23 protein-coding genes are annotated in these 26164 nt (G+C 63.4%); 12 read left to right on the forward strand and 11 right to left on the reverse strand.

All coding sequences use genetic code 11. From position 1 onward, the window contains the following. Positions 1-281: 281 nt before the first annotated feature. From IHN22_RS01615 to IHN22_RS01625, 3 genes are all read right to left on the reverse strand, one after another. Positions 282-1688 carry a Sapep family Mn(2+)-dependent dipeptidase gene (locus tag IHN22_RS01615; RefSeq protein ID WP_191433177.1) on the reverse strand — a complete coding sequence of 469 codons (1407 nt, stop codon included), beginning with the start codon at positions 1686-1688 and terminating at the stop codon, positions 282-284. 5 nt (positions 1689-1693) lie between these two features. Next, a complete protein-coding gene (locus IHN22_RS01620) occupies positions 1694-2347 on the reverse strand; it encodes a helix-turn-helix transcriptional regulator (RefSeq protein WP_191433178.1) in 654 nt (217 codons plus the stop codon). A gap of 67 nt (positions 2348-2414) precedes the next feature. Then, positions 2415-3059 carry an L-fuculose-phosphate aldolase gene (locus IHN22_RS01625; RefSeq protein WP_191433179.1) on the reverse strand — a complete coding sequence of 215 codons (645 nt, stop codon included), beginning with the start codon at positions 3057-3059 and terminating at the stop codon, positions 2415-2417. A 127-nt stretch (positions 3060-3186) separates the two neighbouring features. Between IHN22_RS01625 and IHN22_RS01630 the strand changes: the two genes are divergently transcribed. The 5 genes from IHN22_RS01630 to IHN22_RS01650 all read left to right on the forward strand — a co-directional run bounded on the left by IHN22_RS01630 (position 3187) and on the right by IHN22_RS01650 (position 9235). Then, positions 3187-4389, forward strand: coding sequence for an ATP-binding protein (locus IHN22_RS01630; RefSeq protein WP_191433180.1), 1203 nt, complete (start codon positions 3187-3189; stop codon positions 4387-4389). A 34-nt stretch (positions 4390-4423) separates the two neighbouring features. Then, positions 4424-5785 (forward strand): TraB/GumN family protein, encoded by a 1362-nt coding sequence (locus IHN22_RS01635; protein WP_191433181.1) that lies wholly within the window; start codon positions 4424-4426, stop codon positions 5783-5785. A gap of 28 nt (positions 5786-5813) precedes the next feature. Further along, the gene (locus tag IHN22_RS01640) at positions 5814-7085 is read left to right on the forward strand and encodes an amidohydrolase family protein (protein ID WP_191433182.1); all 1272 of its coding nucleotides are present in this window, start codon (positions 5814-5816) and stop codon (positions 7083-7085) included. Between the two features lie 123 nt (positions 7086-7208). After that, on the forward strand, positions 7209-7778 hold the full coding sequence (locus IHN22_RS01645; protein WP_300985291.1) for an RNA polymerase sigma factor: 570 nt from the start codon (positions 7209-7211) through the stop codon (positions 7776-7778). Beyond that, on the forward strand, positions 7775-9235 hold the full coding sequence (locus tag IHN22_RS01650; protein ID WP_191433183.1) for a serpin family protein: 1461 nt from the start codon (positions 7775-7777) through the stop codon (positions 9233-9235). The genes IHN22_RS01645 and IHN22_RS01650 overlap by 4 nt, the downstream gene beginning before the upstream one ends. 39 nt (positions 9236-9274) lie before the next feature. Here the strand turns inward: IHN22_RS01650 and IHN22_RS01655 are convergent, their stop codons facing one another. Further along, positions 9275-10384, reverse strand: a complete 1110-nt coding sequence (locus IHN22_RS01655; protein WP_191433184.1) for a phosphotransferase enzyme family protein — start codon at positions 10382-10384, stop codon at positions 9275-9277. Further along, positions 10371-11315, reverse strand: coding sequence for a sugar phosphate nucleotidyltransferase (locus IHN22_RS01660; protein ID WP_191433185.1), 945 nt, complete (start codon positions 11313-11315; stop codon positions 10371-10373). The genes IHN22_RS01655 and IHN22_RS01660 overlap by 14 nt, the downstream gene beginning before the upstream one ends. Positions 11316-11584: 269 nt before the next feature. Here IHN22_RS01660 and IHN22_RS01665 point away from each other — a divergent pair, with 269 nt between their 5' ends. Then, positions 11585-12424 carry a pyridoxamine kinase gene (locus IHN22_RS01665; protein WP_365813546.1) on the forward strand — a complete coding sequence of 280 codons (840 nt, stop codon included), beginning with the start codon at positions 11585-11587 and terminating at the stop codon, positions 12422-12424. A gap of 56 nt (positions 12425-12480) precedes the next feature. On the opposite strand, the gene IHN22_RS01670 is transcribed toward IHN22_RS01665, so the two are convergent. From IHN22_RS01670 to IHN22_RS01685, 4 genes are read right to left on the reverse strand one after another with little or no spacing between them, the layout of a single operon-like run. After that, a complete protein-coding gene (locus IHN22_RS01670; RefSeq protein ID WP_191433187.1) occupies positions 12481-13236 on the reverse strand; it encodes a Rossmann-like domain-containing protein in 756 nt (251 codons plus the stop codon). Between the two features lies 1 nt (position 13237). Then, on the reverse strand, positions 13238-13696 hold the full coding sequence (locus IHN22_RS01675) for a hypothetical protein (protein ID WP_191433188.1): 459 nt from the start codon (positions 13694-13696) through the stop codon (positions 13238-13240). After that, entirely contained in the window at positions 13674-14495 is an 822-nt protein-coding gene (gene modA / locus IHN22_RS01680) for a molybdate ABC transporter substrate-binding protein (protein ID WP_207733065.1), read from the reverse strand. The genes IHN22_RS01675 and modA overlap by 23 nt, the downstream gene beginning before the upstream one ends. A gap of 43 nt (positions 14496-14538) precedes the next feature. Further along, on the reverse strand, positions 14539-15213 hold the full coding sequence (locus IHN22_RS01685) for a Crp/Fnr family transcriptional regulator (RefSeq protein ID WP_191433189.1): 675 nt from the start codon (positions 15211-15213) through the stop codon (positions 14539-14541). Positions 15214-15372: 159 nt separating this feature from the next. Here IHN22_RS01685 and IHN22_RS01690 point away from each other — a divergent pair, with 159 nt between their 5' ends. From IHN22_RS01690 to ftsH, 6 genes are all read left to right on the forward strand, one after another. Then, complete coding sequence (locus IHN22_RS01690; RefSeq protein ID WP_191433190.1) at positions 15373-17367, forward strand: DHH family phosphoesterase; 1995 nt, start codon at positions 15373-15375, stop codon at positions 17365-17367. Between the two features lie 131 nt (positions 17368-17498). Then, positions 17499-17945 (forward strand): 50S ribosomal protein L9, encoded by a 447-nt coding sequence (rplI, locus tag IHN22_RS01695; protein WP_191433191.1) that lies wholly within the window; start codon positions 17499-17501, stop codon positions 17943-17945. Positions 17946-18125: 180 nt separating this feature from the next. Further along, entirely contained in the window at positions 18126-19478 is a 1353-nt protein-coding gene (gene dnaB, locus IHN22_RS01700; protein WP_087390361.1) for a replicative DNA helicase, read from the forward strand. 37 nt (positions 19479-19515) lie between these two features. Continuing rightward, positions 19516-20877 carry a tRNA lysidine(34) synthetase TilS gene (gene tilS, locus IHN22_RS01705; RefSeq protein ID WP_191433192.1) on the forward strand — a complete coding sequence of 454 codons (1362 nt, stop codon included), beginning with the start codon at positions 19516-19518 and terminating at the stop codon, positions 20875-20877. Between the two features lie 8 nt (positions 20878-20885). Beyond that, complete coding sequence (gene hpt, locus IHN22_RS01710; RefSeq protein WP_191433193.1) at positions 20886-21440, forward strand: hypoxanthine phosphoribosyltransferase; 555 nt, start codon at positions 20886-20888, stop codon at positions 21438-21440. A 38-nt stretch (positions 21441-21478) separates the two neighbouring features. Then, entirely contained in the window at positions 21479-23410 is a 1932-nt protein-coding gene (gene ftsH, locus IHN22_RS01715; RefSeq protein ID WP_191433194.1) for an ATP-dependent zinc metalloprotease FtsH, read from the forward strand. A 57-nt stretch (positions 23411-23467) separates the two neighbouring features. Here ftsH and IHN22_RS01720 read toward each other — a convergent pair whose 3' ends face one another. Together IHN22_RS01720 and thiI are read right to left on the reverse strand one after the other, a co-directional pair. Then, positions 23468-24724 (reverse strand): competence/damage-inducible protein A, encoded by a 1257-nt coding sequence (locus IHN22_RS01720; RefSeq protein WP_191433195.1) that lies wholly within the window; start codon positions 24722-24724, stop codon positions 23468-23470. 251 nt (positions 24725-24975) lie between these two features. Beyond that, the gene (gene thiI / locus IHN22_RS01725) at positions 24976-26142 is read right to left on the reverse strand and encodes a tRNA uracil 4-sulfurtransferase ThiI (RefSeq protein WP_191433196.1); all 1167 of its coding nucleotides are present in this window, start codon (positions 26140-26142) and stop codon (positions 24976-24978) included. Between the last annotated feature and the right edge of the window lie 22 nt (positions 26143-26164).

The following is a 26164-nucleotide window of genomic DNA, read 5'->3' on the forward strand; positions in this document are numbered from 1 at the left end:
CGCAGCGCCGGCGCCCACGACCATCATGCCCATCAGCATAACAGCGGCCAGAGCCAGGCTGAGAGTCCTCTTGAGGTTTCTCATTTGGAATTCCTCCTTATTTTATTTGACCATGAGGAGGGGACATCCTACGAGTTTTTCAAGAATAGACTGTGCTGCAAGGCTTTCCACTTTTTTAATCGGCTACTGGTAGCCAGCGGGTAGCCGTCAGGTAGCCACAAAAAAGACCGAAATCCCCTGTTTAGAGATTTCGGCCTTTTTACGCAATCAATGGGTTTCCATCAGCCGCACAGGTCAATGATGGCCTGAGCGAAGATCTTGGCGGCGGTGAGCTGGTCGGCAATGCAGGTGTGCTCGTCGGCGCCGTGCATATTGCCATTGAAGCCGGGCATGGCGCAGCCGAAGGCCACGCCGCCGGGGATATCGTGGACGTAGGTGCCGCCGCCGATGGCCAGGCACTCCCCCTTCCGGCCACTGTACTGCTCGTAGCACTTGAGCAGAGTGCTGACCAGCGGGGTATCGGCGGGGGTATAATGGGGGGCCTGCATCCCACCCTCGGCAGTAAAGCCGAACTTGGCGAAGGCAGCCTCAGTCACAGCCTTACAGTTATCCTCATTGGCACACACCGGCACCCGGCTGTCAAACTGGCCGGACAGTCCGGTGTCGTTCAGCTCCAGCAGGGAGAAGGCCAGGGTCAGAGGACCAGACATCTCGTCGGCCTGGGCAATGCCCAGGGCCTTACCGGCATAGTCTCCGTGGGGGAAGAGGGCGTTGAGGGCATGGAGGGCGGCGGTGGAGCCCACCTTTGCCAGGGGCAGAGCGCACAGCAAATGGATCAGGCCGGTGATGGCGTTGACGCCCTCCTCCGGGGTGGAGGCGTGGGCGCCCTTGCCCTTGCACAGGATATGCAGGTCGTCTCCCCGCTCGGTGAGCACATAGGTGACCCCGGTCTCACCGGCAGCCTTGTCGCAGTAGGGCTGAGCCGCTTCGGCGGACAGGCCGGCCACCACACACTCCGCCTCGGGAGGCAGCACGTTGATGCGGAAGCCGCCGTGAAGCTCCTTCACCCGGGGGGTGGCGCTCTCCGCCGCCCAGGTCTTGGTGAACACCGGCTTGTAGCTGCCCTTCTCCAGGTTGATGACGGGGAACTCGCCGTCGGGAGAGAAGGTACAGGGGGCGTAGGGTTCCTTACTATAATAATAGGCGATGTCCTGGGAGCCGCTCTCCTCGTCGGTACCCAGCAGCAGCCGGACATTCTTCTTCAGGGGCACGCCCAGGTCCTTGACGGCCTGCATGGCCAGCAGCACGGCGGCCACCGGGCCCTTGTCGTCGTCAGTGCCCCGGCCGTACAGCATCCCGTCCACCTCGATGGGCTCATAGGGCTCCGTCACCGTCCAGCCGGTGCCCTCCCCCACCACGTCCAGGTGGCACAGGATATGCAGCTGGGTCTCCTGATCGTTGAAGTCCACAGCGCCTACATAGTTGTCGTAGTTCTTGACGGAGAAGCCCAGCTCCTCCGCCAGCTTCAGGCCCTCCGCCAGGGCGGCGGCGGGGCCGGGACCAAAGGGCATTCCAGGCTGGGCCTCCTCCCGGACGCTGCGGATACGCACCAGCCGGGAAATAGCCTCCACCAGCTGCCGCCGGCGGGCCGGGTCGTCAAAATAGGCGTTGATTTGATCCTGATACATGGAACTTATTCCTCCTTGGGTTCTTCTTCTCCGCCGGCGGCGCCGGTCAGCTCTCCCAGGTACTTGTACACCGTATACCGGGACACCTGGAGCCGCTTGGCCACAAAGGGCACCGACTTACGGAAGGAGAAGGCGTTTTTCTGGTCCAACAGGGCAATGATCTTCATCCGGTCCCGCTTGGTCAGCACGTTCACCGGCTTGCCTACCGCCGCCAGGCACTCCTCGAAGATCTGGGTCAGCTGGCCCTCCCCGCCGTGCCACATGGCGCTTTGCAGGTCGGCCTCGGCGCTCATCAGATCCACCAGGATGCGGTTGGCATAGACCAGAGAGCTGTAGTCAAAGTTGATGCCCAGGGCCAGGTTGAAGTCCTCCCCGATGAGGTGGAAGGTACTGCTCTTGATCTGCTGGCCCGAGGGGGTGGTGGCGTAGAGGTTGACGAAATCGGTGACCAGAGCGTCCTGGTCCAGCTCCTTGGCGGTGCCCAGGATGTCCATGGTGGAGCCTACCGTCCGGCCGGATACATGGCCGTTATAAATGGATAAAATGGGGTGCCTGGGGTCCCCCATGTCGTGGACCAGCGTCTCGCAGGTGGAGCCAAACATCTCCGCGATCCCCCGGGCGGTCCGGTCCAGAAATTCAAAGGCTTCCTCCCGATCCATTGGTTCACTTCCTTCTCTCTTGGTTTCCAGTCCAGATTGTACTCTGAACCGGGCTAAAATGCAAGGCTCAGGCCTGGCGGTAGCTCTGGAACTTACCCAGCACCGCCTCCAGCTCCTCCGGGGTCAGGTTCACGCCGCCCCCGGCCTGCCTGGTGTAGTAGTACACCTTGGCCAGAAACTCCAGCTGCTGGGCGGCGTCAAAGGCGAAGGACAGGCTGCCCCCCACCGCCAGCAGGCCGTGGTTGCCCAGCAGACAGGCGTTGTACTCCTCCTTCATCCCCTCCCAGGCCGCCTCGGCCAGCTCCAGAGAGCCGAAGGGATAGTAGGGGATGCAGGGCACCTGCCGCCCGGCGTAGGCCACCAGATAGTGGACCGGCTCGATGTTCCAGCGCAGGCAGGAGAGCACGGTGGCGAAGGTGGAGTGGGTATGCACCACCCCGTTTACATCCTTCCGCCGCCGGTAAAACAGCCGGTGGAGGTCCAGCTCGCTGGAGGGCTTACGTTTGCCCTCCACCACCTTGCCCTCCAGGTCGGCTACCACCACATCCTCCGGGGTGGTGGCAAAATAGTCCATGCCGGAGGGGCTGATGGCCATGAGGCCGCTCTCCCGGTCAAATACGCTGAGATTGCCGAAGGTTCCATCGGTCAGGCCGGTGGTGACCAGCTTTTTGCCGTACTCCACCACCTGCTCCCGCTGCTCCTGTAACAGCATAAACAAGACTTCCTTTCTCCATGCTCGTTTCCTCAAGCATACGGAAAACCGGAGCGCAAGTCAAGCCTTTGCATTGACAGCAGGGCCACCCGCGCATAAAATGGATACAGACAAGGAGGCACCCATTATGACAACGGAAACCCTGCGCTTCGCCCTGGGGGGCGTGGCCGCTTATCGACATATTCTGGACACCCCTGAGCTGGGTCTGGTACGCACGCTGCTGGACAAGCTGGCCGGAGGGGACGCCGCCGGAGCGGCAGAAGCTTACGCCAGTCTCTTCTATACCCTGCGGGAGGGCCGGTATCCCGGCCTGGGGGACTGGCTGCACGACCAGCTGCGCTATACCGAGTCCCCCTACGCCCGGCTGGCCGAGGAGGGCGGGTCCGATCCCGCTCTGGAGGAGGCCGCCCGCCGGGACGTGGCCATTTTCGCCCAGCTGTGTGAGCTGGACTGCGGGCAGCTCATCGCCGCCATAGCCCGGAAGGCCGCCCCCGCCCTGCTGCCGGTGCTGGAGGGCCTGCCCCGGTGGCCCGCCGGTTGTCCCTTCACCTTTGAGGGGCTCACCGATTTCTACCGTGCCCACGGCTCCGGCCTCTTCGCCCGCAGCCGTGCCTTCCTGTGGGAGGACGGCCAGCTCTTCCCGGTGGAGGAGCCCGACTGTCCCGGCCCCGACGAGATGCTGGGCTACGAGCTCCAGCGGGACCAGGTTATTGCCAACACCCGGGCCATGCTGGAGGGCCACCACGTCAACAACGTGCTGCTCTTCGGAGAGAGCGGCACCGGCAAGTCGGCCACGGTGAAGAGCCTGCTCTCCCGGCCCGGCTTTGAGGACCTGCGGCTTATCGAGGTGCAGAAGGAGGGACTGGCTGATCTGCCCCGGCTCATCCGCAAGCTGGGCGGGCGGCGGCTCAAGTTCATCCTGTTTATCGACGATTTGGCCTTCGATCAGGACGACACCACCTATTCTGTCATGAAAACCATCCTGGAGGGCGGTCTGGAGCGCCGCCCCGCCAACGTGGCCATCTACGCCACCTCCAACCGCCGCCATCTGGTACGGCAGACCTTCTCCGACCGGGCGGGGGACGAGGTGGACGCCAGTGAGACCATCCAGGAAAAGACCTCTCTGGCCGAGCGGTTCGGCCTGCGTATCCCCTATCTGGCCCTGAACAAGGCTGAATTCCTGGACCTGGTGGAGAAAATGGCCGCGCTGCACGGGGTGACCATGGACCGGGAGACCCTCCGCACCGGCGCCGACCGCTGGGAAATGAGACATCCCGGCCGGACGCCCCGCACCGCCAAACAGTACATCGCCAGCCTCAGTCTGGCATAAACACAGTGCCCCACACAAGGAAAGGAGCATCTCTATGAGACGGAATCTGTTGAAAAAAGCACTGGCCGGTCTGCTCTCCGCCGCTCTGCTGGCCCTTCCCACGCTGGCGGCGGAGCCCCAGCAGCCCTCCCCCTGGGCGGTAAGCCAGCTAGCCGACAGCTACGCCCTGGGTCTGGTGGACGACAACTACACCACCTACATCCAGAGCCCGGTGACCATGGAGCAGTTGGAGTCCATGACCAAGGTAGTGGCCGACAAGCTGGCCCTGCTGGAGCTGGAACCCCGGACGGCAGACGCCGTGGGCCTGGTGGTAGACACCACCCGGGGCGGCGTGATGAACGCCCTGTACCAGGAGGCAGCCACCTATGACCTGCCCGGCGTGGAGGAGGGCCCGGAGGCCTTCCTGACCGGACTGGGCGTGGTCCAGGGAGACGGCGCAAGCCTGGCGGCGGAGCGCACCTGTACCTATCAGGAGGCCATGGTCATGGCCAACCGCCTGATCCTGGCCATCTATGACGGGCAGGACGCCGGCTCCAAGGGCCTGCTGTGGAAGGCCACCAACGGGGATAACACCCTGTACCTGCTGGGCACCATACATCTGGACCGGGACAACGTCTATCCCCTCCACAAATCTCTCCGGGACGCCATTCAGGCCTCCGAGGAGGTTATCTTTGAGCTGGATCTGAACGACCAGGAGGGTATCGCCCTGCTTCAGAGCCTCCAGACCTATCAGGACGGCACCACTCTGGCCGACCACATCAGCCCCGAGCTCTATCAGCGGGTACAGGCCGCCGCTGCCGCCCTGGGCATGGACCCCAACGCCCTGGATGCCTATAAGCCCTGGGCTCTGGCCTCCACCCTCTCCACCCTGTCCATGCAGGACGACACCACCGGCAGCAACGCCATGGCCATTGACCTCTATGTGAACGCCGCCGCCGTCAACGCCGGCAAGGCTATCGGCGCGGTGGAGACCTACGCCTTCCAGGGCGGCATCTTCGACGGTCTCTCCCCCGAGTATCAGGAGTCTTATCTGGACTCCGCCCTGGCCGGTTTTGAGAGCACCCTGTCCGGCGCCGCCACTTCCCCTGAGATCGGCGAGGCCCTCCAGGCACAGGAGGAAATCCTCTCCGCCATGTTCGCGGCCTGGAAGGACCGGGACCCGGAGGCCTTCTCCAAGGTCTATGACAAGGCCGCCATCATCAACAGCACCGACGAGCTCAACTCCAAGCTGTTCACCCAGCGGGACCCCGGCATGATCGAGGCCGCCGCGGGCTATCTGGAGACTGAGGGCAGCCACACCTACTTTATGGCGGTGGGCGCCGGCCACATGGTGGACCCGGGTGGAATTGTCAGTGGTCTGCGTGAGCTGGGCTATACTGTAGAACTGGTGCCCTGATTCTTTTCAACTCTGAAAGGAGTACCACATGATCCTGAAAGGAACCTTCCTCCACACCCCTGCTTTGGGGGAACTGGAGGTACGCCAAAATGCCTATCTGGTCTCTAAAGGCGAAACCATTGTGGGGCTGTACGACACCCTGCCCCCGGAGTACGCCGCCCAGCCGGTGGAGGACTGGGGGGACGCCCTGATCATCCCTGCCTTTACCGACCTGCACATCCACGCCCCCCAGATCATTAACCGGGGCATCGGCTACGACAAGGAGCTGCTGCCCTGGCTGGAGACCTATACCTTCCCGGCGGAGGCCCGCTTTGCCGATTCCGCCTTTGCCGACCGGGCGTGGAAGGCCTTCCTCAACCGCCTTTGGGCCGTGGGTACTTTGCGCTTTTCCGCCTTTGCCACCATCCACAAGGACGCCGCCTGGCGTCTTATGGAGCTGTGCGAGGCCTCCGGCCTCCGGGGCCTCATCGGCAAGGTGAATATGGACCGCAACTCTCCCCCGGAGCTTCAGGAGGACACCGACGCCTCCCTGGCGGACACGGAGGAGCTGATCTGCCGCAGCCGGGAAGAGCTGCGCCGCACCGGCTTCATCCTCACCCCCCGGTTCGTCCCCTCCACCACGGCCAGGCTGATGGATGGTCTGGGCCGACTGGGCGAGAAGTATGATCTGCCCATCCAGTCCCATCTGTCGGAGAACCAAAGTGAGGTGGCCTGGGTGGCCCAGCTCCACCCGGATATCCCCACCTACACCCAGGTGTACGAGCACTTCGGCCTGCTGCGGCAGGACAAGACCATCATGGCCCACGCCATCCACCTGTCCGACGGTGAAAAGGCCCTACTGAGAGAGAAAGGCGTCATGCTGGCCCACTGCGCCCTGTCCAACACCAACCTGTCCAGCGGCATCATGCCCCTGCGGCAGGACCTGGAGCAGAGGCTGCGGTGCTGCGTGGCCAGCGACGTGGCCGGAGGCCACACCGCCAACGTGAGCCGCAGCGTAACCGCTACGGTGCAGGCCTCCAAGCTGAACTGGCTGAACCACCCCGACCAGCCCCCCCTCTCCCTGACGGAAGCCTTCTATCTGGCCACCCGGGGTGCGGGCTCCTTCTTCGGTCAGGTAGGCGCCTTCCTGCCCGGCTTCGCATTTGACGCCCTGGTGCTCCGCCCCTCCGCTCTGGATGCCCTGGTGGAGCGCACCCCCTTCGAGCGGCTGGAGCAGTTCCTCTACGACGGGGACGACCGGAATATCGCCGCCCGCTACTGCGCCGGGGAATTGATTCCTCAGCCCTTCCCCCAGCTTTAAACCAAAAGGGGCCTGCCGCCGCAGGCCCCTTTTTTCACAAAAAATTTGTTCTGACTGTAACCTTTTCCCCTCCCAACTCGCTGACAGGGGTGAAAGGCCTTTTCACCAGCCCACAGGAGAGGAGTGAGTACCGTGGAGGACGCCCAGATTGTGACTTTATTTCTGACCCGGGACGAGGGAGGCATCCGGGCGGCATCGGACAAGTACGGCAGCCGCCTGCGGCAGCTGGGCTTCCGGCTGCTGCCCGACCGGCTGACGGTGGAGGAGTGCGAAAACGACGCCTACCTGCTGGCCTGGGACAGCATTCCCCCCCACCAGCCCAGAGACTACCTCTTTCCCTTCCTGGCCCGGCTCATGCGCCACACGGTGCTGGACCGCTGCCGGGCCCTCACCCGCCGGCGGCAGCTGGCCCGGCTCACCGTTCTCACTCAGGAGCTGGAGGACTGCCTCCCCGGCCCCGACCACACCCAGGCGCTGATGGACCGGCTGGCCCTGGGGGAGAGCCTGAACGCCTTTCTCAAGGCCCTGCCCGAGGAGGCCCGGAACCTCTTCCTGCGGCGGTACTGGTTTTTTGACCCCATCGCCGCCATCGCCCGACGGTACGGGCTCACCCAGAGCAAGGTGAAAACCACCCTGTTCCGCACCCGGCAGCGGCTGCGGGACCACCTGACCAAGGAGGGATTTACAGTATGAAAGCGGACGAACTGCTGGACAGCCTGGAGCACGTAGACCCGGAACTGGTGGCTCAGGCAGACAAACCGCCCCAAAAAGCGCCTCACCGCCGCCCCCTGTGGATGGGGCTTACCGCCGTGGCGGCAGCCGCCGCCATCGTTATCGGCATTGTACTTTGGCCCGGAGGCAGCCCTTTGACAGGCCAGGCCTCCGCCCTGGCGGTGGCGGAGTATCCGGACATGGCCCCCTACCCCAACGAGATGGACTATCTCAACCCCGACGGTTCCCTGGATTCCGACCGCTGGAGCGCCGACTACGACACCTGGCGGACCAGCCAAAAGGCCCAGCTGAACCAGCCGGAGGGCTATGACAGCGGGCTGGAGGGATACTATACCGCTACCCTGCGCCAGTTCCTGGGGGACAGCGGGACAGAAAACAAGGTGTGCTCCCCCCTGAACATCTACTTCGCTCTGGGGATGCTGGCCGAGCTCACCGACGGCAGCAGCCGCCAGCAGATCCTGGACCTGCTGGGGCAGGACAGCATCGACACCCTGCGGGCCCAGGCCAGGGCCCTGTGGAACGCCAACTACAGCGACGACGGGATGCTGACCAGCGTGCTGGCCTCCTCCCTGTGGCTCAACGAGGATGTCCCCTTCAACCAGTCCACCCTGGACACCCTGGCGGACACCTACTACGCCTCCTCCTACCAGGGGGAGATGGGCTCCGCCGAGCTGGACCAGGCCCTGCAAGCCTGGCTCAACGACCAGACCGGCGGGCTGCTGAAGGAGGCGGCAGGCCAGATGAGCCTGGACCCGGAGACCGTGCTGGCCCTGGCCACCACCGTCTACTACCAGGGCCGGTGGTCCCAGGAGTTCAACCCGGACAACACCGCCCCCGAAACGTTCCACGCCCCCGACGGGGACGTAAAGTGCGACTTCATGCACAGCTCCTCCTCCAACAACTACTGCTGGGGGGATCAGTTCTCCGCCGTGGGGAAGTCCGTGCTGTACGGCGGTACCCTGTGGATGGTCCTGCCCGACGAAGGGGTGAGCGTAGATCAGCTGCTGGACGACCCGGAGGTCATGGAGTTCCTGCTCTCCAACGGGGAATGGGAAAACCAGAAGTACCTCAGAGTCAACCTGTCCATGCCCAAATTTGACGTGTCCGGCCAGCTGGATCTGATCGAGGGATTGCAGGCCATGGGGATCACCGACGTGTTTGACCCGGCGGTGTCCGACTTCACTCCCATGACGGAAGCTGTGGAGGACATTTCTGTCACTCAGGCCACCCACGCCGCCCGGGTGGCGGTGGATGAGGAGGGCGTTACCGCCGCCGCCTTCACCGCTATGGCCGCAGGCGGTTCCGGTATGCCGCCGGAGGACGAGGTGGACTTCACCCTGGACCGGCCCTTCCTCTTTGTCCTCACCAGCACCGCCGGCCAACCCCTCTTTGCCGGAGTAGTCAAACAGCCCACATAAAAAACGAGGCGCCTTCCCAGAAGGAAGGCGCCTCATTTCTTATCGATATTTATCTACCGCGGAGCACATCTTGTCCCAGCAGGCCTCCATATCGGCCACCAGCTTGAACTGGGTGCGGCACCGGTCCAGGTTCTGGCCGGGCCGGTGGATACGGAAGTATCTGTCCCCCTCCAGGTAGTCGGTGAGGAAGCGGATGCCGCACTCCAGGGTGATGAGCCGGGCGCCCCAGGGCAGGTAGTCCAGCTCCGCGGGGGTGAGGGCCCCGTCGGCCCCCTCCAGAAAACCCTGGGTGTAGGCATCAAACAGGTTCAGGTCGAAGTGGACCTTGTTCATGTCCCGCTCATCCTCGTCGCAGTGGTTGGCACCGAACCGGATGGAGTCGCCGAAGTCGTTGACCGACAGGCCGGGCATCACGGTATCCAGGTCGATGACGCACACCGCCTCGCCGGTCTTGCGGTCCATCAGCACATTGTTCAGCTTGGTGTCGTTGTGGGTGACCCGCAGGGGCAGCTCTCCCCGCCGCAGGGCCTCCAGCACCACGGAACAGTCGGCCTCCCGGGCGGCTACAAAGTCCAGCTCGGGGCCTACCTCCTTCACTCGTCCCACAGGATCGGCGGCCACCACTTCCTTCAGCCGGGCCAGCCTGGCCTCGGTGTCGTGGAAGTGGGGGATGGTCTCGTACAAAGTCTCCGCCGGGTAGTCCTTCAGCATCCGCTGGAACTTGCCGAAGGCCCGGGCCGAGGCGGCAAACCGCTCCGGCGTCTCGGCAGACTGGAGGCACATGGTGTCCTCCAGGAAGGGGTACACCCGCCAGGCGCCCCCCTCGGGGTCGGTATGGTAGTAGCTGCCGTCCCGGGCGATGCACAGGGAGAGGGTCTCCCGCTCCGGATCGCCCCCCTCGGCGGCAATCTCCTTTTTCAGGTAGTTGGTGACCCCCGCAATGTTGGCCATCACCTGTTCCGGGTGGTGGAAGGCGTTGCGGGAGATCCGCTGGAGGATAAACCGGCGGCAGGGGTCCTCCCCCGGCTGGGTGTGGACGCAGAAGGTGTCGTTGATGTGGCCGGAGCCAAACCGCACCGCGCCCACCACTTCTCCTCCAAAGTCAAAGGCATTCAGGGCCTCCTGTAAGTACTGCTCAGCAGGCGCCATGGTCGCACACACCCCACAGATCGTCGGGATAGAGGCCCGCCTCGGTCATGGCCTTCACCGCAGCCACCACCACCGGCTTGTCCTCCCGGTAGGTGACGCCGTACCACTTATCGGCGCTGCGGAGCACCTTCACCCGGGCCTTGCCCTCCTCCAGCAGCTGAGTCACCACGCTGGGCAGGAAGTACTCCCCCTTCTCCGGATTTTCCGCCAGGGCCTTGTCCAGGAAGGCAGGGAACCGGGCTTGCGCCTCGGTGAGGAAGCTTTTGGTAAAGCCCCACAGGTTCATGGATACGATGGTATCGCCGCTGAGATGGGTCCAGGTCTGGCCGTCGTCCTCGGTATAGCGGGCGTCCGCCCCGTCCTTCTCAATGTGGGTGTGCTCCACCACCTCTTTCAGGTAGTGGTCCCCCTCCTCGGCGCACACGCCACGGGCCACATGGCCGTGCTCGGTGACGGTGTTGCCCAGGCGGTAGCCCACCATGGCGTACTCATAGCAGCCGGGCTGGTCGGGATGGCTCTCCAGGTACTGATAGATCTCCCGGAAGGCCTGGGGGCCGTAGTAATCATCGGAGTTGATGACGGCGAAGGGACCGTCCACCACTTTGCGGGCGGCCAGCACCGCGTGGCAGGTACCCCAGGGCTTCACCCGGCCGGCGGGCACGGCGTAGCCCTCGGGCAGGTCGTCCAGCTCCTGATAGGCGTACTTTACGTCGATGACCTTGCTGAGCCGGTCGCCAATGGCAGCCTTGAAGGTATCCTCGATCTGGTGTTTGATGACAAACACCACGGTCTCAAACCCGGCCCGCCGGGCGTCATAGATAGAATAATCAATGATCATCTGGCCGTGGCTCCCCACGGGGTCGATCTGCTTGAGCCCGCCGTAGCGGCTGCCCATGCCCGCCGCCATGACCACAAGAACAGGCTTATTCATGCCTCTGTTTCCTTCCTTCCTCTCCCCGTCCGGCACCGCAAAACACAACGCTGGAGGGGGAAATGGTGATACAATAGTAGGTTTTTTGCTGAGATCCGGCTTTTTCGCCGGATCTTGTTTATTATATACGCCTGTGTGTCAATGTGCAACCGCAGAAACCGGACTTCACGCAGTTTTTCCCAGATCTGACCTTACTAAAAAAGCAATATGTGACACTTTAATGAGGTCAGTTTCTCTGTTATACTGCACCCAACGAAACCAGAAAGGAAGTGCGGTTCTTGAAACGGATCGTCAGCATTCAGGATGTGTCCTGCCTGGGCAAATGCTCCCTGACGGTAGCCCTGCCCATCATCTCGGCCATGGGTGTGGAGTGCTCCATCGTCCCCACGGCGGTGCTGTCCACCCACACCATGTTCTCCGGCTTCACCTGCAAGGATCTCACCGACCAGATTGAGCCCATTGCCGCCCACTGGAAGGAGAGCGGCCTGGGCTTTGACGCCGTTTACACCGGCTATCTGGCCTCCGCGGAGCAGATCGACTATGTGTGCGCCTTCTTTGATGCCTTCCGGCGGGAGGGCAGCCTCATTGTGGTGGACCCGGTGATGGCAGACAACGGCAAGCTCTACCCCGCTTTCGGGCCCGACTTCCCCGCCCAGATGGCCAGGGTGTGCGCCAAAGCCCACCTGATCCTGCCCAACCTGACCGAGGCCAGCCTGCTCACCGGCCTGCCCTACCGCACGGAGCATGACGAAGGCTATATTAAGGAGATGCTCCAGGCTCTGGCCGCCCTGGGTCCCCGGTACGTGGCCCTCACCGGCGTCAGCTTTGAGCCGGACAAGCTGGGCGTCATGTATTACGACAAGGTCACCGGCCAGTATGGCAGCTACTTCACCCAGCACCTGCCCGCCAGCTTCCACGGCACCGGCGACGTGTTTGCCTCCACCTGCGCGGGCGGCCTTATGCGTGGTCTGGAACTGGGGGATGCCCTGGCCCTGGCCGCCGACTACACGGTGGAATCCATCCGCTGCACCCTGGAATCTCCCGACGCCAACTGGTACGGCGTGGAATTTGAGCGTGCCATTCCCTACCTGGTCCAGCGCCTGAACTGATCCCCAAAGCGCCAAAAACGGCCGCCTTTCGGCGGCCGTTTTATTTTGTGCCTCTGTCAGGTTTCTTCCAGGCTCCGATCGGCAAAGCAGGCCCGCTTCAGCCCCAGAATGGGGGCGGCCCCCGCCAGGGTTGTGCCGAAGAACACTACCTCTTTATCCAGATCCAGATAGTCCACAATGGTGCCGTTGCACAGGGTGCTGCCGGTACACAGCACTAGGTCGGCCCAGTCCACCACAGCCTGGCGGTCCGCCTCCCCGTCCAGCACCGGGCAGCCGTCCTTCACCTTGCCGATGTTGTCCGGGTTCAGGTCCAGCACCTTCACAGAAAAGCGCCGGGACAGGGCGGCGATGAGGGCGGGCTGGAAGCCCACCAGGGCGATTTTGGGGGCGCCGTAGTGGTCGGCCACCCACTCCACCATGTGGCGGGCACAGAACTCCGGCCCGCCGTCCTTACAGTGGACGGTGTTGTCCGCCCGGCCCAGGTACTTCATCACCGCGTTCAGGGTGGCGATGAACAGCCCCCGGCTGTGAGGGTCCCCCTCCAGATCCAAAGCCAGCACCTGGTCCAAAGCCCCCTCAAACTGGGCGGGGGCGTCGGTGAAGGCCTGGCCCTTCGCCCCCCGGAAGTCGGCCATCAGCATGACCTCCTTGCCGGTGAGGATGGGGTAGTCGGTGCGCTGGGTGTGGCCGATGGCCTCCTCCGGCGTCAGCCCACGGGCTTTGATGGTCACCGCCGAGCCGGTAAGGCCGTGCTCCTCCAGGGCGGCAGCCAGAGCGGCGCGCAGGGTCTCGTACAGGGTATGCCGGTCCATGTTACAGATCCCTTCCTTTTCGTCCGGCCAGACGGCTTACCCCCTGGACCGCCAGGGAGAGCAGAAGCAGCAGCAGAGCCGCCGCCAGCGCCATTCCGTTGTCGCCGGTAGAGATATTAAGGTAGATGCTGGCGGGCAGGGTCTCGGTTTTCAGCCGGGTGACCCCCACCAGCATCAGGGTAGCGCCGAACTCCCCCATGCCCCGGCTCCAGGCCAGCAGGTAGGCGCAGGGGATGCCGATGAGGATGCACAGCAGGGTGGAGACGGTGGTGGTCCACAAGCTCAGCCCCACGGCAAAGCGGATCTCCCCGTCGGCCAGGGCACGGCCCAGATTGGGCAGGCCCCCGGCCACCACCCCCCACAGGCTGGCCGCCACATAGAGCAGCACCGCCAGCAGCAGCACCAGAAAGCCCCACTCAAAGGGTTTTAACGGGCGTTTATCCCGCCAGCTCATAGCCATAGCTGGTCCAGATATCCTGGGCGGTCTGGCTGTTCAGAAATTCCGCGAAGGCGTCGGCAGCCTCAGCGTCCGCCGAGCAGGTCAGCCGGGCGGCGGGGATGGTCTTGACATAGGCCTCCATCTCGGCGCTGTCCACGATCTCCCCCTGGTCGGCGCTGACGTTCTCCTTCCACACGACGATGGCGTCGCACTCATCGGCGGCCAGAGCGGTGGTCATGGCGGGAGCGGTGGCGGTATTGGACACGATATCCACCTGATCGGTAATGCCGAAGTCCTCAAAAAGCTGCACGGCGATCTTGCCGATGGGGGTAGCCTCCGGGTCACCGATGACCACACGGACCCCCTCCTTGGCCAGATCGGCGGGGCCGGTGATATTCAGAGGATTTCCCTTCTGCACCGCGATCACCGGGATGTGGCGCACCAGAGGGGTGGAGGACTCCACCAGCTGCGCCACCGGCTTGACCTCCTGCTCGGAACCGGCGATGAAGAAGTCGCCCTCCTGGGCGGTATTGATCTGAGTCTGAATCTGAGCGGCGTTGGCGCAGGTCACCTCCACCGTGCAGCCGGTCTGATCCTGGAAGGCCTGGGCGATCTCAGCAAAGGGGTCCTTCATACCTGCGCCGCAGAAGACCAGCAGGGTGTGGCCGCTGAGATCTGCAACAGCCGGGGTGGTCTCCACAGCGGCGGGGATTGTCTCCGGGGCGGACGGCGTGGTCTCCGCCGGGGCAGGGTTGGAGCAGCCCGCCAGCATAGACAGCGCCAGCAGGGCGGACAGGGTCAGGGATACCAGTTTCTTCATGACAAACACCTCCAAGGTTTGCCACGAGTATACCAAAATCCCCTTACCCGGTATGTTGTCCGGACAACTTTTCTGGAAAAAGCGTAAACCGATTCTTGCGGAAGGTGAGCACCCCTTCCCCCTCCAGCTCCTTCAGGGTATGGGAGAGGACTGAGCGGTTGAGGCAGAGGTCGTTGGCCATGGCCTCCCGGTCGAAGGGGATGGTAAAGGTGGTGCTCCCCGACCGCCCGGCCTGGGCGGTCAGGTACTTCAAAATCCGCTGTCTGGCACTTTTCACCGAAAGAGCATCAATTTTATAATATTTTCGGATGTTCTGGTTGGATACGAAGTGGAGCAGATTGCCCAGCAGGGCCAGCCGCAGCTCCGCCGGCAGGGCGGGGTCGCTCAGCCGGTCCACGGGAACGCTCCAGGTGGTACAGCGCTCCAGGGTGCACACCGAGTAAGGGCTGGTGCGCCTGGGGGTGCAGGCCACCTCCCCCGCCACCAGATAGCCGGGAAAAAGCTGCTGGTAAAGAAATTCCGAGCCGTCGGCGTCCAGTCGGACCGCCCGCATGGCGCCGGAGAGCAGCACCTCCAGCCGGTCCACCCGCTCCCCTTCCTGAATGACCACCCGGTTGGCGGGGTACTCCTCCCGCCTGCCCCCCAGCAGGGGCGCCACCCGGTCCGCTTCCAGGTCCCGGAAGAGCACACTGCCCGCCAGGATCTCACGGTCCTCCATGGTCCCGCCTCCTTGCCCGCAAGGATAGCACGCCCCGGTCTTTTTTGCAACCGCCGGGGCATACAGGCAGGAAAACCCGTTCTGCCGCACTTGTTTTTGCCGTTCTTGTTTGATATAATAACGTGTCATCTTGTATTTGATCGCAGTTGGGAGGTCCCTATGCGTAAGAATAAGCTAACTCATCTGGTAGAGCCCAGTCTGAGGCTGTATTTCCTCTGTCTGGTGGTGTTTGCCATCATTACCGCCTTTTTCTCTGTCCCCGCTGCGGTGGCGGAGCTGGCGGTGGTGGTCATTCTCTACCTCTACTTCCGCCGCAGCAATGCCCTGCGGCAGAAGGAGATTTTAAAGTACATTGAAAACGTGACCTGCAACATGGACTCGGCCACCAAGGACACCATGGTGAACGCCCCTCTGCCCATGGTCATCTTCCGGCCGGAAAATGACGAGGTCATCTGGTCCAACGACCGGTTCCTCCAGATCACCGGGGAGCGGGAGCACCTCTTTGACGCCAAGATCACGGCGGCGGTGCCCGACTTTTCCTCCCGCTGGCTGATGGAGGGCAAGACCGAGTGCCCCACCGAGGTGCGCATCGGGGACCGGCGGTTTTTGGTGTTCGGCCATCTGGTCCGCACCGAGGAGCAGGGAGCCAGAGGCTATCTGGCCACCACCTACTGGGTGGACGTTACCGACTTTGCCACTGTGCGGGACGAGTTCTATGCCACCCGCCCCGTGGTGGCCATCCTGACGGTGGACAACTACGAGGAGCTGATGAAGGGCGCCAACGACAGCGCCAAGTCGGCCATGCGCAGCGAGATCGACGACCGGCTGGCCCAGTGGGTTGCCCCCGCCCAGGGTGTGTTTACCCGGTATGAGCGGGACCGCTACCTCTTCCTCTTTGAGGAGCGCTTCCTGGCCCAGTTCCAGGAGGGCAAATTCTCCATTCTGGATACCGTGCGCCAGGTGACCAGCCCCTCGGGCATCCAGGCTACCCTGTCCATCGGCATTGGCAAGGACGGCGACAATCTGGGCGATTTGTTCCAGTACGCCGCTCTGTCGGTGGAAATGGCCCTTAGCCGGGGCGGCGACCAGGTGGTGGTCAAGAACAAGTTCAACTTCGAGTTCTTCGGCGGACGCACCAAGGAGCTGGAGAAGCGCACCAAAGTGAAGAGCCGGGTTATGGCCAACGCCCTGGGCGAGCTGATGGCCGACGCCTCCACCGTGTTCGTCATGGGCCACAAGTACCCCGATCTGGACTGTATCGGCGCCGCCGCCGGCGTGTGCGCCATGGCCCGGAAAAAGGGCACCCCGGTCCACATTGTCCGGGAGCCGGGGGTCAATCCGGCCAGCGAGATGAGCGACCGGCTGAGCCAGGTCCCCGAGTACAAGGACGTGTTCCTCTCCCCCCAGGATGCCATTCTGCTGGCCGACTCCAACTGCCTGTTGGTGGTGGTGGATACCAACCGTCCCGAGCAGGTGGTGAGCCAGGACCTGCTGGAGGCGGTCCACAAGGTGGCGGTCATCGACCACCACCGCCGCGCCTCCTCCTATATCGCCGACGCCGCCCTCAACTTCCACGAGCCCTACGCCTCCTCCGCCAGTGAGCTGGTCACCGAGTTGTCCCAGTATCTGCTGGAGCCTGCCGACCTGCTGAAGATCGAGGCGGAGGCCCTGCTGGCGGGCATGGTGCTGGACACCAAACAGTTTACCATGCGCACCGGCAGCCGCACCTTTGAGGCGGCGGCCTTCCTGCGCCGCTCCGGCGCCGACACCGGCGACGTGAAGAAGCTGTTCCAGAACGATCTGGACGGCACCATTGCCAAGTACGACATCATCCAGACCGCCCGGATGTACAAGGACGGCATTGCCGTGGCCCGTGTGGACCACACCGTAGGCCGCATCACTGCCGCCCAGGCTGCCGACGAGCTCTTAAACATCTCGGGCATCGACACCTCCTTTGTTCTCTTCCCCGACAATGAGGGACGGGTCATCCTGTCCGCCCGAAGCATGGGGGATGTGAACGTACAGGTGGTGCTGGAGAAGCTGGGCGGCGGCGGCAACGCCGCCACCGCAGGCGCCCAGGTCCCCGGCAAGACGGTGGACGAGGTGACCAAGCTGCTCCTCCAGGCCATTGATCAGTATCTGGAGGATGAATAAAAAAGCCTTCCCCTCGGGGGAAGGTGCCCCCGTAGGGGGCGGATGAGGGATCCGATACCATTTCCCTCATCAGTCACGCTTTGCGTGACAGCTTCCCCCTGGGGAAGCCTAACAGGAAGGAGATAATAGTTATGAAAGTGATTTTGCAGCAGGATGTAAAGGGCCAGGGCAAGAAGGGCCAGATGATCGAGGCCAGCGACGGCTACGCCCGCAACTTCCTTCTTCCCCGCAAGCTGGCGGTTCTGGCCACCGCGGAGAATATCAACACCATGAAGATGCAGGAGAAGGCCAAGGCCGCCCAGATGGCCGCCGAGAAGGCGGAGGCCGAGGCCACCGCCGCCAAGCTGAAGGAGCTCTCCGTCAAGGTTGCGGCCAAGGCGGGCAACGGCGGCCGGCTTTTCGGCGCCGTCACCACCAAGGAGATCGCCGACGCCCTCAGCGCCCAGCACGGCATCACGATCCAGAAGACCAAGATCGTGCAGGATGAGCCCATCAAGGCCTTCGGCACCTACGAGCTGAAGGTGAAGCTGGGCTACGAGGTCACCGGCACCCTGAAGGTGGTCGTGGCCGAGCAGTAAGACTGTCCAGGGGGTATCCCATACCCCCTGGATACAAAACCGCCGCGCCGCGTTGCGGCACAACGGTTTTGATACCCCCGGTTTCGCGCCCCGCGGCGCGGGTCGAGGTGTTTTCCGGAGAAATGAATTCCCCGGAAAACAGATTATGAACAGAGGCATATGTAGGGGAGGTGAAGGAACATGGCAACCGAAGAGGAACTGCTGCTGCGGCAGATGCCCCACAGCGTGGAGGCCGAGCAGAGCGTGCTGGGCGCCATGCTCATCGACGCCCGGTGCGTACCCGATGTGATCGAGGAGCTGAAGCCTGAGGACTTCTACCTGCGCACCAACCGGGAGATCTACGAGACCATCTACTCCATGTTCAACTTCTCCCTCACCATTGACCCGGTGACCGTGCTGGACCATATGCGCCAGAACGGGGTATACGACGAGAACACCTCCCGCAGCTATATCCTCCAGCTGATGGAGGTCACCCCCACGGCGGCCAACGTGAAGGAGTATGTGGCCATCGTCAAGGACAAGGCCCTGCTTCGCCGCATTGCCGAGACGGCGGGGGATCTCACCGCCCTGGTGCAGGAGGGCACCGGCACCGGTCAGGAGGTGCTGGAGGCCGCCGAACAGCGGATCTATGCCATCCGTCAGGGCCGGGCCTCCCAGGGCCTGACCCACATCTCCGGCGTCATTCTCAACGTGTATGAGCGCCTCAATGAGCTGGCCGCCAGCGATTCCGCCGTGCCCGGCCTGAGTACCGGCCTGCCCGACGTGGATATGGCTATCTCCGGTCTGAACAAGTCCGACCTGATCCTGTTGGCCGCCCGACCCGGCATGGGCAAGACCTCCTTCGCCCTGAATATGCTGCTCCACGCCGGCAAGTTCTCCGGCAAGACGGTGGTCTTTTTCTCTCTGGAAATGAGCCGGGAGCAGCTGGCCATGCGCCTCATCTCCGGCGAGGCCTTCGTGGACAACAAGAAGCTGGTCACCGGCAAGCTGGGCGAGGAGGACTGGTCCAAGATTGCCGCCGCCTCGGCGGCCCTCAACCAGACCCAGATTCTCATTGACGACAACCCCGCCCTCTCCGTGGCCGACATGAACGCCAAGTGCCGCCGGGTGGATAATCTGGGCCTGGTGGTCATAGACTACCTCCAGCTCATGACCTCCGCCGGCGGTCCCACCCGCAGCAGCGACAACCGCCAGCAGATCGTCTCCGACATCTCCCGTGCCCTGAAGATCATGGCCAAGGAGCTCAACGTGCCGGTGGTCTGTCTGTCCCAGCTGTCCCGTGGTCCCGAGAGCCGCCAGAACAAGCGGCCCATGCTGTCCGACCTGCGTGAGTCGGGCGCCATCGAGCAGGACGCCGATATCGTCATGTTCCTCTACCGGGACGACTACTATAATGAGACCAGTGAGAACCACAACCTGGCCGAGTGCATCATCGCCAAGAACCGTCATGGCGAGACCGGCACGGTGGAGCTGCAGTGGCTGCCCGAGTACACCACCTTCTCTTCCATCGACCGGAGACACAGTGAGTATTAGAATCACCCCTACAGGAACACCACAGGAGAACACCTTTATGCTGGAAACCGTCAAGGCCCTCACAACCGAATACGATATGCTCCCCCGGGGGGGTAAGGTGCTTTGTGCCGTATCCGGCGGGGCCGACTCCATCTGCCTGCTCCACCTGCTCCACAGCCTGTCGGCTGAGGGTGGCTTCCAGGTGGCCGCCGCCCACTACCACCACGGGATGCGGGGAGAGGCCGCCGATGCTGACGCCGCCTTTGTGGAACACTTCTGCAAAGAGCGGAACATCCCCTGCGTGGTGGAGAGGGGCGACGTGTACGGTGAAGCCGCCCGCCGCGGCCTGGGGGTGGAGGAGACCGGCCGGGAACTGCGGTATGAGTTCCTCCGCCGTACGGCGGAACAGCTGGGCTGTGACCGCATCGCCACCGCCCACAACGCCGACGACAATCTGGAGACCCTGCTGCTCCACCTGACCCGTGGAGCCGGGCTCCACGGTCTGGCAGGCATCCCGCCCCGCCGGGGAGACCTGGTGCGCCCCCTGCTCACCACCCCACGGGCGGACATTGAAGCCTATCTGGAAGAGCACCACCTGGCCCATGTGGAGGACTGCACCAACACCGACGAGCGCTACGCCCGCAATAAGCTGCGCCGCCAGGTAATTCCGGTACTGCGGGAGCTGAACCCCCGGCTGACCGAGCGCTCTGTGGAAACGATGGGTTATCTCCGGGCCGACAACGACTACCTCAACGCCCAGGCCGCCATGGCTTGCAGCCATGCCCGCTGGGCGGAGGACGACCTGGTCATCGAGGCCCACTACATTGCAGAACTGCCCGCCGCCATTGCCCCCCGGGCGGCCCGCCGCCTGTTGGAAATGACGGGGGACGGCAACACCGACTGTTCCGCCGCCCATTTGAAAGCGGTGGTGGACCTGGCCGTGGGAGACGATCCCTCGGCGGTGGCCTTCCTGCCCAACGGGCGGCTGGCCCAGCGGGTGTACAAGGAGCTGCTCATTACCACCCAGAGCGACAACCCGGTGATGACCCCCTGCCCTCTGAACACCGACGGAGAGACCGCCCCGGAGGGCACCGACTGGCGCTGCTCCTGTCGGGCAGTAACCTGTCCCCCCAAAGAGCAGCAAAAGCCCAACGCCTGGTATTTATCTCAGGAGGTTCAGGGGTCCCTGGTCCTGCGTCCCCGTCAGACGGGGGATGAACTGGCCCTGCCGGGCCGGGACACCAAAACCCTGAAAAAATGGATGATCGACGAGAAAATTCCTCGTCGGGACCGGGACCGCATCCCGGTGCTGGCGGATGAACGGGGCGTGCTGGCGGCAGCCGGTCTTGGCCCCCATAGAGACCGTATGGCCCAGCCCGGCCAACCGGCCTGGGAAGTGGTATTCTGGAAGGAAAGGTAAGGAGAAGTATGGAACATATTTTGGACAAAGACGTTGAGCGGGTCCTCTTTTCCGAGGAGGAGCTGAAAAACCGGGTGGCGGAGATCGCCGCTCAGATCGACAAGGACTATGAAGGCAAGCAGCCTCTGCTGGTGAGCGTACTGCGTGGCTCCTTCGTCTTTATGGCCGACCTGGTGCGGCAGATCCACCTGCCCTGCACCGTGGATTTCATGGCGGTGTCCTCCTACGGCGCCGGCACCTCCAGCTCCGGCCAGGTCAAGATCATCAAGGACCTGTCCGAGCAGATCGAGGGCAAGGACCTGATTGTGGTGGAGGACATTCTGGACAGCGGCAACACCCTGAGCTACCTGCTCCAGCTGCTCCAGGCCCGCAAGCCCGCCTCCGTGCGGCTGTGCACCCTGCTGGATAAGCCTTCCCGCCGGGTGAAGGAAGTGGAGGTCAGCTACTCCGGCTTCTCCATCCCCGACTACTTCGTGGTGGGTTACGGCCTGGACTACGCGGAGAAGTACCGCAATCTGCCCTACATCGGCGTGCTGAAGCCCTCCGTGTACGGCGGGGAATAAGGCTCCTCAAATCTACCCGGAAAGGACGTGTCTGTTCCTTGAAACGTAACGGAAGCCTGCGGGATGTAGGCTTTTATGTACTCATTGCCATTTTGCTGATCGTATCCATCTTTATCCTCCGGGGCGGCATGAACACCGGGGACAACATGACCTACGGCCAGGTCCGCCGCCTGCTGGAACAGCAGCAGGTCACCAAGGTGGAGCTGGACAATAAAACCGTCACCCTCTGGCTGAAGGAGGCGGTGGGCGGCAAAGCCACCGTCACCTACGACGTGGCCAATCCCCAGTGGTTCTACAACGACTTCAACGACCTGATCGTGGAGCAGATGCAGCTGGGGATTATCCAGGACTACGACTACCCCGCCGGCTTCGAGCCTCCCTTCTGGGTCAGCTTCCTGCCCTGGATCGCGGTGCTGGTGGTCTTTGGAATGCTTTGGTACTTCATGTTCCTCCGCCAGGCTGGCGGCGGGGGCGGAGGCGGCGGAGCCGACCGCACCGCCCGCTTTGGCCGGGCCCGTACCCGCACCGGCGCCGACGAGCAGAAGAAGGTCACCTTTGACGACGTGGCCGGCGCCGAGGAGGAAAAGGGAGAACTGCAGGAGATCGTGGAGTTCCTCAAGGACCCCCGCCGGTTCCTGGACCTGGGTGCCCGTATCCCCAAGGGCGTACTGCTGGTGGGCCCTCCCGGCACCGGTAAAACCCTGCTGGCCAAGGCGGTGGCCGGAGAGGCCGGGGTCCACTTCCTGTCCATCTCTGGCTCCGACTTCGTGGAGCTGTATGTGGGCGTAGGCGCCAGCCGTGTCCGTGACCTGTTTGACCAGGCCAAGAAGAACGCCCCCGCCATTGTGTTTATCGACGAGATCGACGCCGTGGGCCGCCAGAGAGGCGCGGGCCTGGGCGGCGGTCACGACGAGCGGGAGCAGACCCTCAACCAGCTGCTGGTGGAGATGGACGGCTTCGGCAACAACGAGGGCGTGGTGGTCATGGCGGCCACCAACCGTCAGGACATTCTGGACCCCGCCCTGCTGCGTCCCGGCCGGTTCGACCGGCAGGTCTATGTGGGCTATCCCGACATTAAGGGCCGTGAGGCCATCCTGAAGGTCCACGCCCGCAACAAGCCCCTGGGAGACGACGTATCCCTGGCGGAGCTGGCCAAGGGCACCGGCGGTTTCACCGGCGCGGACCTGGAGAACCTGATGAACGAGGCCGCCCTGCTGGCCGCCCGCCAGCACCGCCGCTTCATCGGCATGAAGGACCTGAACGAGGCTGTCATTAAGGTCATCGCCGGTCCCGAGAAGAAGAGCCGGGTGGTCATTGAGCGGGAGCGCAAGCTCACCGCCTACCATGAGGCGGGCCACGCCATTGTGATCCACGACCTCAAGACCCAGGACCCGGTCCACCAGATCACTATCATCCCCCGGGGTATGGCAGGCGGCATGACCATCTCCCTGCCCCAGGAGGATGTGACCTTCCAGTCCAAACAGCAGCTCACCGAGCGCATTGCCGTCTGTCTGGGCGGCCGGGCCGCCGAGCAGCTGGCCCTGGGCGATATCTCCACCGGAGCGGGCAACGACCTGCAGAAGGCCAGCGCCATCGCCCGCAATATGGTCACCCGCTACGGCATGAGCGACAAGGTGGGCAACGTGGTCTTTGACTCCGGCCACGACGAGGTGTTCATCGGCCGCTCCATGGCCCAGACCAAGAACTACTCGGAAGAGGTGGCCGCCCTCATCGATCAGGAGATCAAGGGCCTCATCGACGGCGCCTACAACCGCTGTGTGGAGATCCTCTCCGCAAGGCGGAATGAGCTGGACTTTGTGGCCGACTACCTGCTGAAGTACGAGAACATGGACGCCGCCGCCTTCGAGCTGGTGTTCACCGATCCCGCCGCCGTCCAGCCCCCCGCCGCCTATCAGGCGGTCGAGGAGGCCCAGGAGGAGGAATCCGATCCTCAGGATGAGCAGGAGTAACCCCTAAAAACAAAAACACGGTGTATTTTCCTTTCCAGAAAATACACCGTGTTTTATTTATTTCAGTTCCAGACCGGACAGATACCGCCGGGCCAGGTCAAAGCCGTGACTAGCGGCAATGTGGCGGATGCGCTGACGGCCCATGGACAGGTTCACCTTACGGACCCAGGTACCGTCGGGGGTAGCCAGGCCGATGAACACCAGCCCCACCGGGTTGCCCCGCTCGTCGGGATCGGGCCCCGCCACGCCGGTGGTGGAGATAGCCAGGTCACAGCCCAGCACCTTCCGGGCCCCCTCGGCCATGGCCCGGGCCACCGGTTCGCTGACAGCACCGTACTGGTCCAGCAGGTCCTGATCCACACCCAGGACGGTGTGCTTCACTTCGGTGACATAGCTCACCACGCCCCCCCGGAACACCGAGGATACCCCGGCCAGATCGGTCATCCGCTTGGCCACCAGGCCACCGGTGCAGCTCTCGGCGCTGCCCAGGGTGAGGCTCTTCTCCTTCAGGAGAGCAAAGACCGCCGCCTCCAGGGAGGGAATATCCACTCCATACACCAGAGGCCCGAAGTGGGCTTTCAGGTCGGCCTCCACCGGGTCGATGAGGGCGTGGGCGCTCTCCTCATCGCCGGCCTTGGCGGTGATCCGCAGCTCGCACTCCCCCTCCTTGGCGTAGGGGGCCAGGGTGGGGTTGGTCATGGCGTTCATCCGCTCCCGCAGCTGAGCCTCCATGGAGGACTCCCCGATGCCGAACAGCTTCAGGGTGCGGGACACAATGACCCCGTCGGCCAGGTCCTTCAGATAGGGGACCACCCGGTAGGTGAACATGGCCTTGCACTCCCGGGGCGGGCCGGGGAGCATGATGACCCGGACACCATCGGCCTCAAAGGCCACGCCGGGGGCGGTGCCCCAGTCGTTGTCCAGCACGGTGCAGCCCTCAGGCAGCATGGCCTGCTGGTAGTTGTTGTCCGTCATGGGGCGGTTGGGGTGGAGACGCTGGAAATAGGCCTCGATCCGCCGGGCGGAGGGCTCATGAAACACCAGCTGCCTGCCGAAGCACTGAGCCAGCACATTCTTGGTCAGGTCGTCGCAGGTGGGGCCCAGGCCGCCGGTGGTGATAATGATATCCGCTCGGGTCTTGGCCAGCTCCACGGCGGCTTTCAGCCGGTCCGGATTATCCCCCACCACCGTGTGGTAGTAGACGTTAATGCCCAGGGCACTCAGCCCCTGGGACAGCATCTGGGCGTCGGTGTTGGCGATATTGCCCAGCAAAAGTTCTGTACCTACCGCAATGAGTTCGGCGGTGTGGGACATGGAAAAAACCTCCTATCGCCAACACCGGCATCGGCGGCTAGTGCCGCCGCAAATGCGTAGCGCAGCGAAGCATTTCCGCAGGGCGGATTCATTCCGCCCGAGGATGTAAAAGATATGGGGTCCCTGCGGAATCAGTGATTCCGCGGGGAGTTGGCGATGTTGCCCAGCAGCAATTCCGTACCCACGGCAATGAGTTCCGCGGTATGAGACATGAGGAAACACTTCCTTTGTTGGATTGGGAAAGAGGTGGTTCAGACCTGGATACGCTCGATGCCCTCCACGGCGGCTTTCACCAGGCCCTCCACGTCCAGGGCCTCCTCGGCGTGCTCCAGCTCCCCCAGCACCGGCCGCAGCCGGGGATGGCGGGGGGTGAACACGGTGCAGCAGTCCTCGTAGGGCAGGATGGAGGTCTCAAAGGTGTTGATCTTACGGGCGATCCGCACGATCTCCTCCTTATCCATGCCCACCACAGGGCGCAGAATGGGCAGGTCGCACACGGCGGTGGTGGCCCGCATGGCCTCCATGGTCTGGCTGGCCACCTGGCCCAGGCACTCGCCGGTGACGATGGCCCCGGCGCCGCATCGGGCGGCTACCGCCTGGGCAATGCGCATCATGAACCGGCGCATGAGGACGGTAAACAGCTCCTCGGGGCACTTGCGGCGCAGTTCTTCCTGGATCTGAGTAAAGGGCACCACATGGACGGTGAGCCGTCCGCACCAGGGGGTAAGCAGCTTGGCCAGGTCCAGCACCTTCTGCTTGGCCTCCTCGGAGGTGTAGGGGTAGGAGAAGAAGTGGACCATCTCCAGAGCAATGCCCCGCTTGGCGATCATCCAGGAGGCCACCGGGGAGTCGATGCCGCCGGAGAGCAGGCTCACCGCCCGGCCCCCAACGCCCACCGGCAGACCGCCGGCCCCCGGTTCCGGGTCGGCGTGGACATAGGCGGCGTAGTCCCGTACTTCAAGATAGACGGTGAGCTCCGGATTGTGTACGTCCACCTTCAAGTTGGGGTATTTCTCGTCCAACTCGCCCCCCACATACTGGGACAGCTGAATGGAGGTCATGGGGAAGGTCTTGTCGGCCCGCTTGGACTCCACCTTGAAGGTATGGGCGGCGGCCAGCTTGTCCCCCAGGTACTCAATGGCGGTCTGGAGCATGGCGTCCTTGTCCTTCTCGCAGGCCCGGGCCCGGCTCAGGCCCACCACGCCGAACAGCTTGGTCATGGCCTCCCAGGCCCCGTCCAGGTCGCAGTTGTCGTTTTTGGGCTCCACATACATGGTGGACTGCTTGCAGTACACCTTGAAATCACCGTGGTGCTTCAGGCGTCGCTTGGCGTTGGCAATCAGCTTATCCTCAAAGGTGCGGCGGTTCAGGCCCTTCAGGACCAGCTCCCCCAGCTTGAGCAGAATGATCTCGTTCAATGGTAGGTCTCCTTTATCAATG

The organism is Flavonifractor sp. An112 (assembly GCF_904377885.1).
GTDB classification, from domain to species: Bacteria; Bacillota; Clostridia; order Oscillospirales; family Oscillospiraceae; genus Flavonifractor; species Flavonifractor avicola.

Coding starts and splice junctions, on each gene's coding strand:
- IHN22_RS01650 (WP_191433183.1), top strand. CDS start 7,775: ATGAAAGCGGACGAACTGCTGGACAGCCTGGAGCACGTAGACCCGGAA.
- IHN22_RS01635 (WP_191433181.1), top strand. CDS start 4,424: ATGAGACGGAATCTGTTGAAAAAAGCACTGGCCGGTCTGCTCTCCGCC.
- IHN22_RS01625 (WP_191433179.1), bottom strand. CDS start 3,059: ATGCTGTTACAGGAGCAGCGGGAGCAGGTGGTGGAGTACGGCAAAAAG.
- IHN22_RS01620 (WP_191433178.1), bottom strand. CDS start 2,347: ATGGATCGGGAGGAAGCCTTTGAATTTCTGGACCGGACCGCCCGGGGG.
- IHN22_RS01670 (WP_191433187.1), bottom strand. CDS start 13,236: ATGGACCGGCATACCCTGTACGAGACCCTGCGCGCCGCTCTGGCTGCC.
- IHN22_RS01655 (WP_191433184.1), bottom strand. CDS start 10,384: ATGGCGCCTGCTGAGCAGTACTTACAGGAGGCCCTGAATGCCTTTGAC.
- IHN22_RS01690 (WP_191433190.1), top strand. CDS start 15,373: ATGCGTAAGAATAAGCTAACTCATCTGGTAGAGCCCAGTCTGAGGCTG.
- tilS (WP_191433192.1), top strand. CDS start 19,516: ATGCTGGAAACCGTCAAGGCCCTCACAACCGAATACGATATGCTCCCC.
- hpt (WP_191433193.1), top strand. CDS start 20,886: ATGGAACATATTTTGGACAAAGACGTTGAGCGGGTCCTCTTTTCCGAG.
- IHN22_RS01720 (WP_191433195.1), bottom strand. CDS start 24,724: ATGTCCCACACCGCCGAACTCATTGCGGTAGGTACAGAACTTTTGCTG.
- modA (WP_207733065.1), bottom strand. CDS start 14,495: ATGAAGAAACTGGTATCCCTGACCCTGTCCGCCCTGCTGGCGCTGTCT.
- IHN22_RS01630 (WP_191433180.1), top strand. CDS start 3,187: ATGACAACGGAAACCCTGCGCTTCGCCCTGGGGGGCGTGGCCGCTTAT.
- rplI (WP_191433191.1), top strand. CDS start 17,499: ATGAAAGTGATTTTGCAGCAGGATGTAAAGGGCCAGGGCAAGAAGGGC.
- IHN22_RS01675 (WP_191433188.1), bottom strand. CDS start 13,696: ATGGCTATGAGCTGGCGGGATAAACGCCCGTTAAAACCCTTTGAGTGG.
- dnaB (WP_087390361.1), top strand. CDS start 18,126: ATGGCAACCGAAGAGGAACTGCTGCTGCGGCAGATGCCCCACAGCGTG.
- IHN22_RS01660 (WP_191433185.1), bottom strand. CDS start 11,315: ATGAATAAGCCTGTTCTTGTGGTCATGGCGGCGGGCATGGGCAGCCGC.
- IHN22_RS01685 (WP_191433189.1), bottom strand. CDS start 15,213: ATGGAGGACCGTGAGATCCTGGCGGGCAGTGTGCTCTTCCGGGACCTG.
- IHN22_RS01640 (WP_191433182.1), top strand. CDS start 5,814: ATGATCCTGAAAGGAACCTTCCTCCACACCCCTGCTTTGGGGGAACTG.
- IHN22_RS01615 (WP_191433177.1), bottom strand. CDS start 1,688: ATGTATCAGGATCAAATCAACGCCTATTTTGACGACCCGGCCCGCCGG.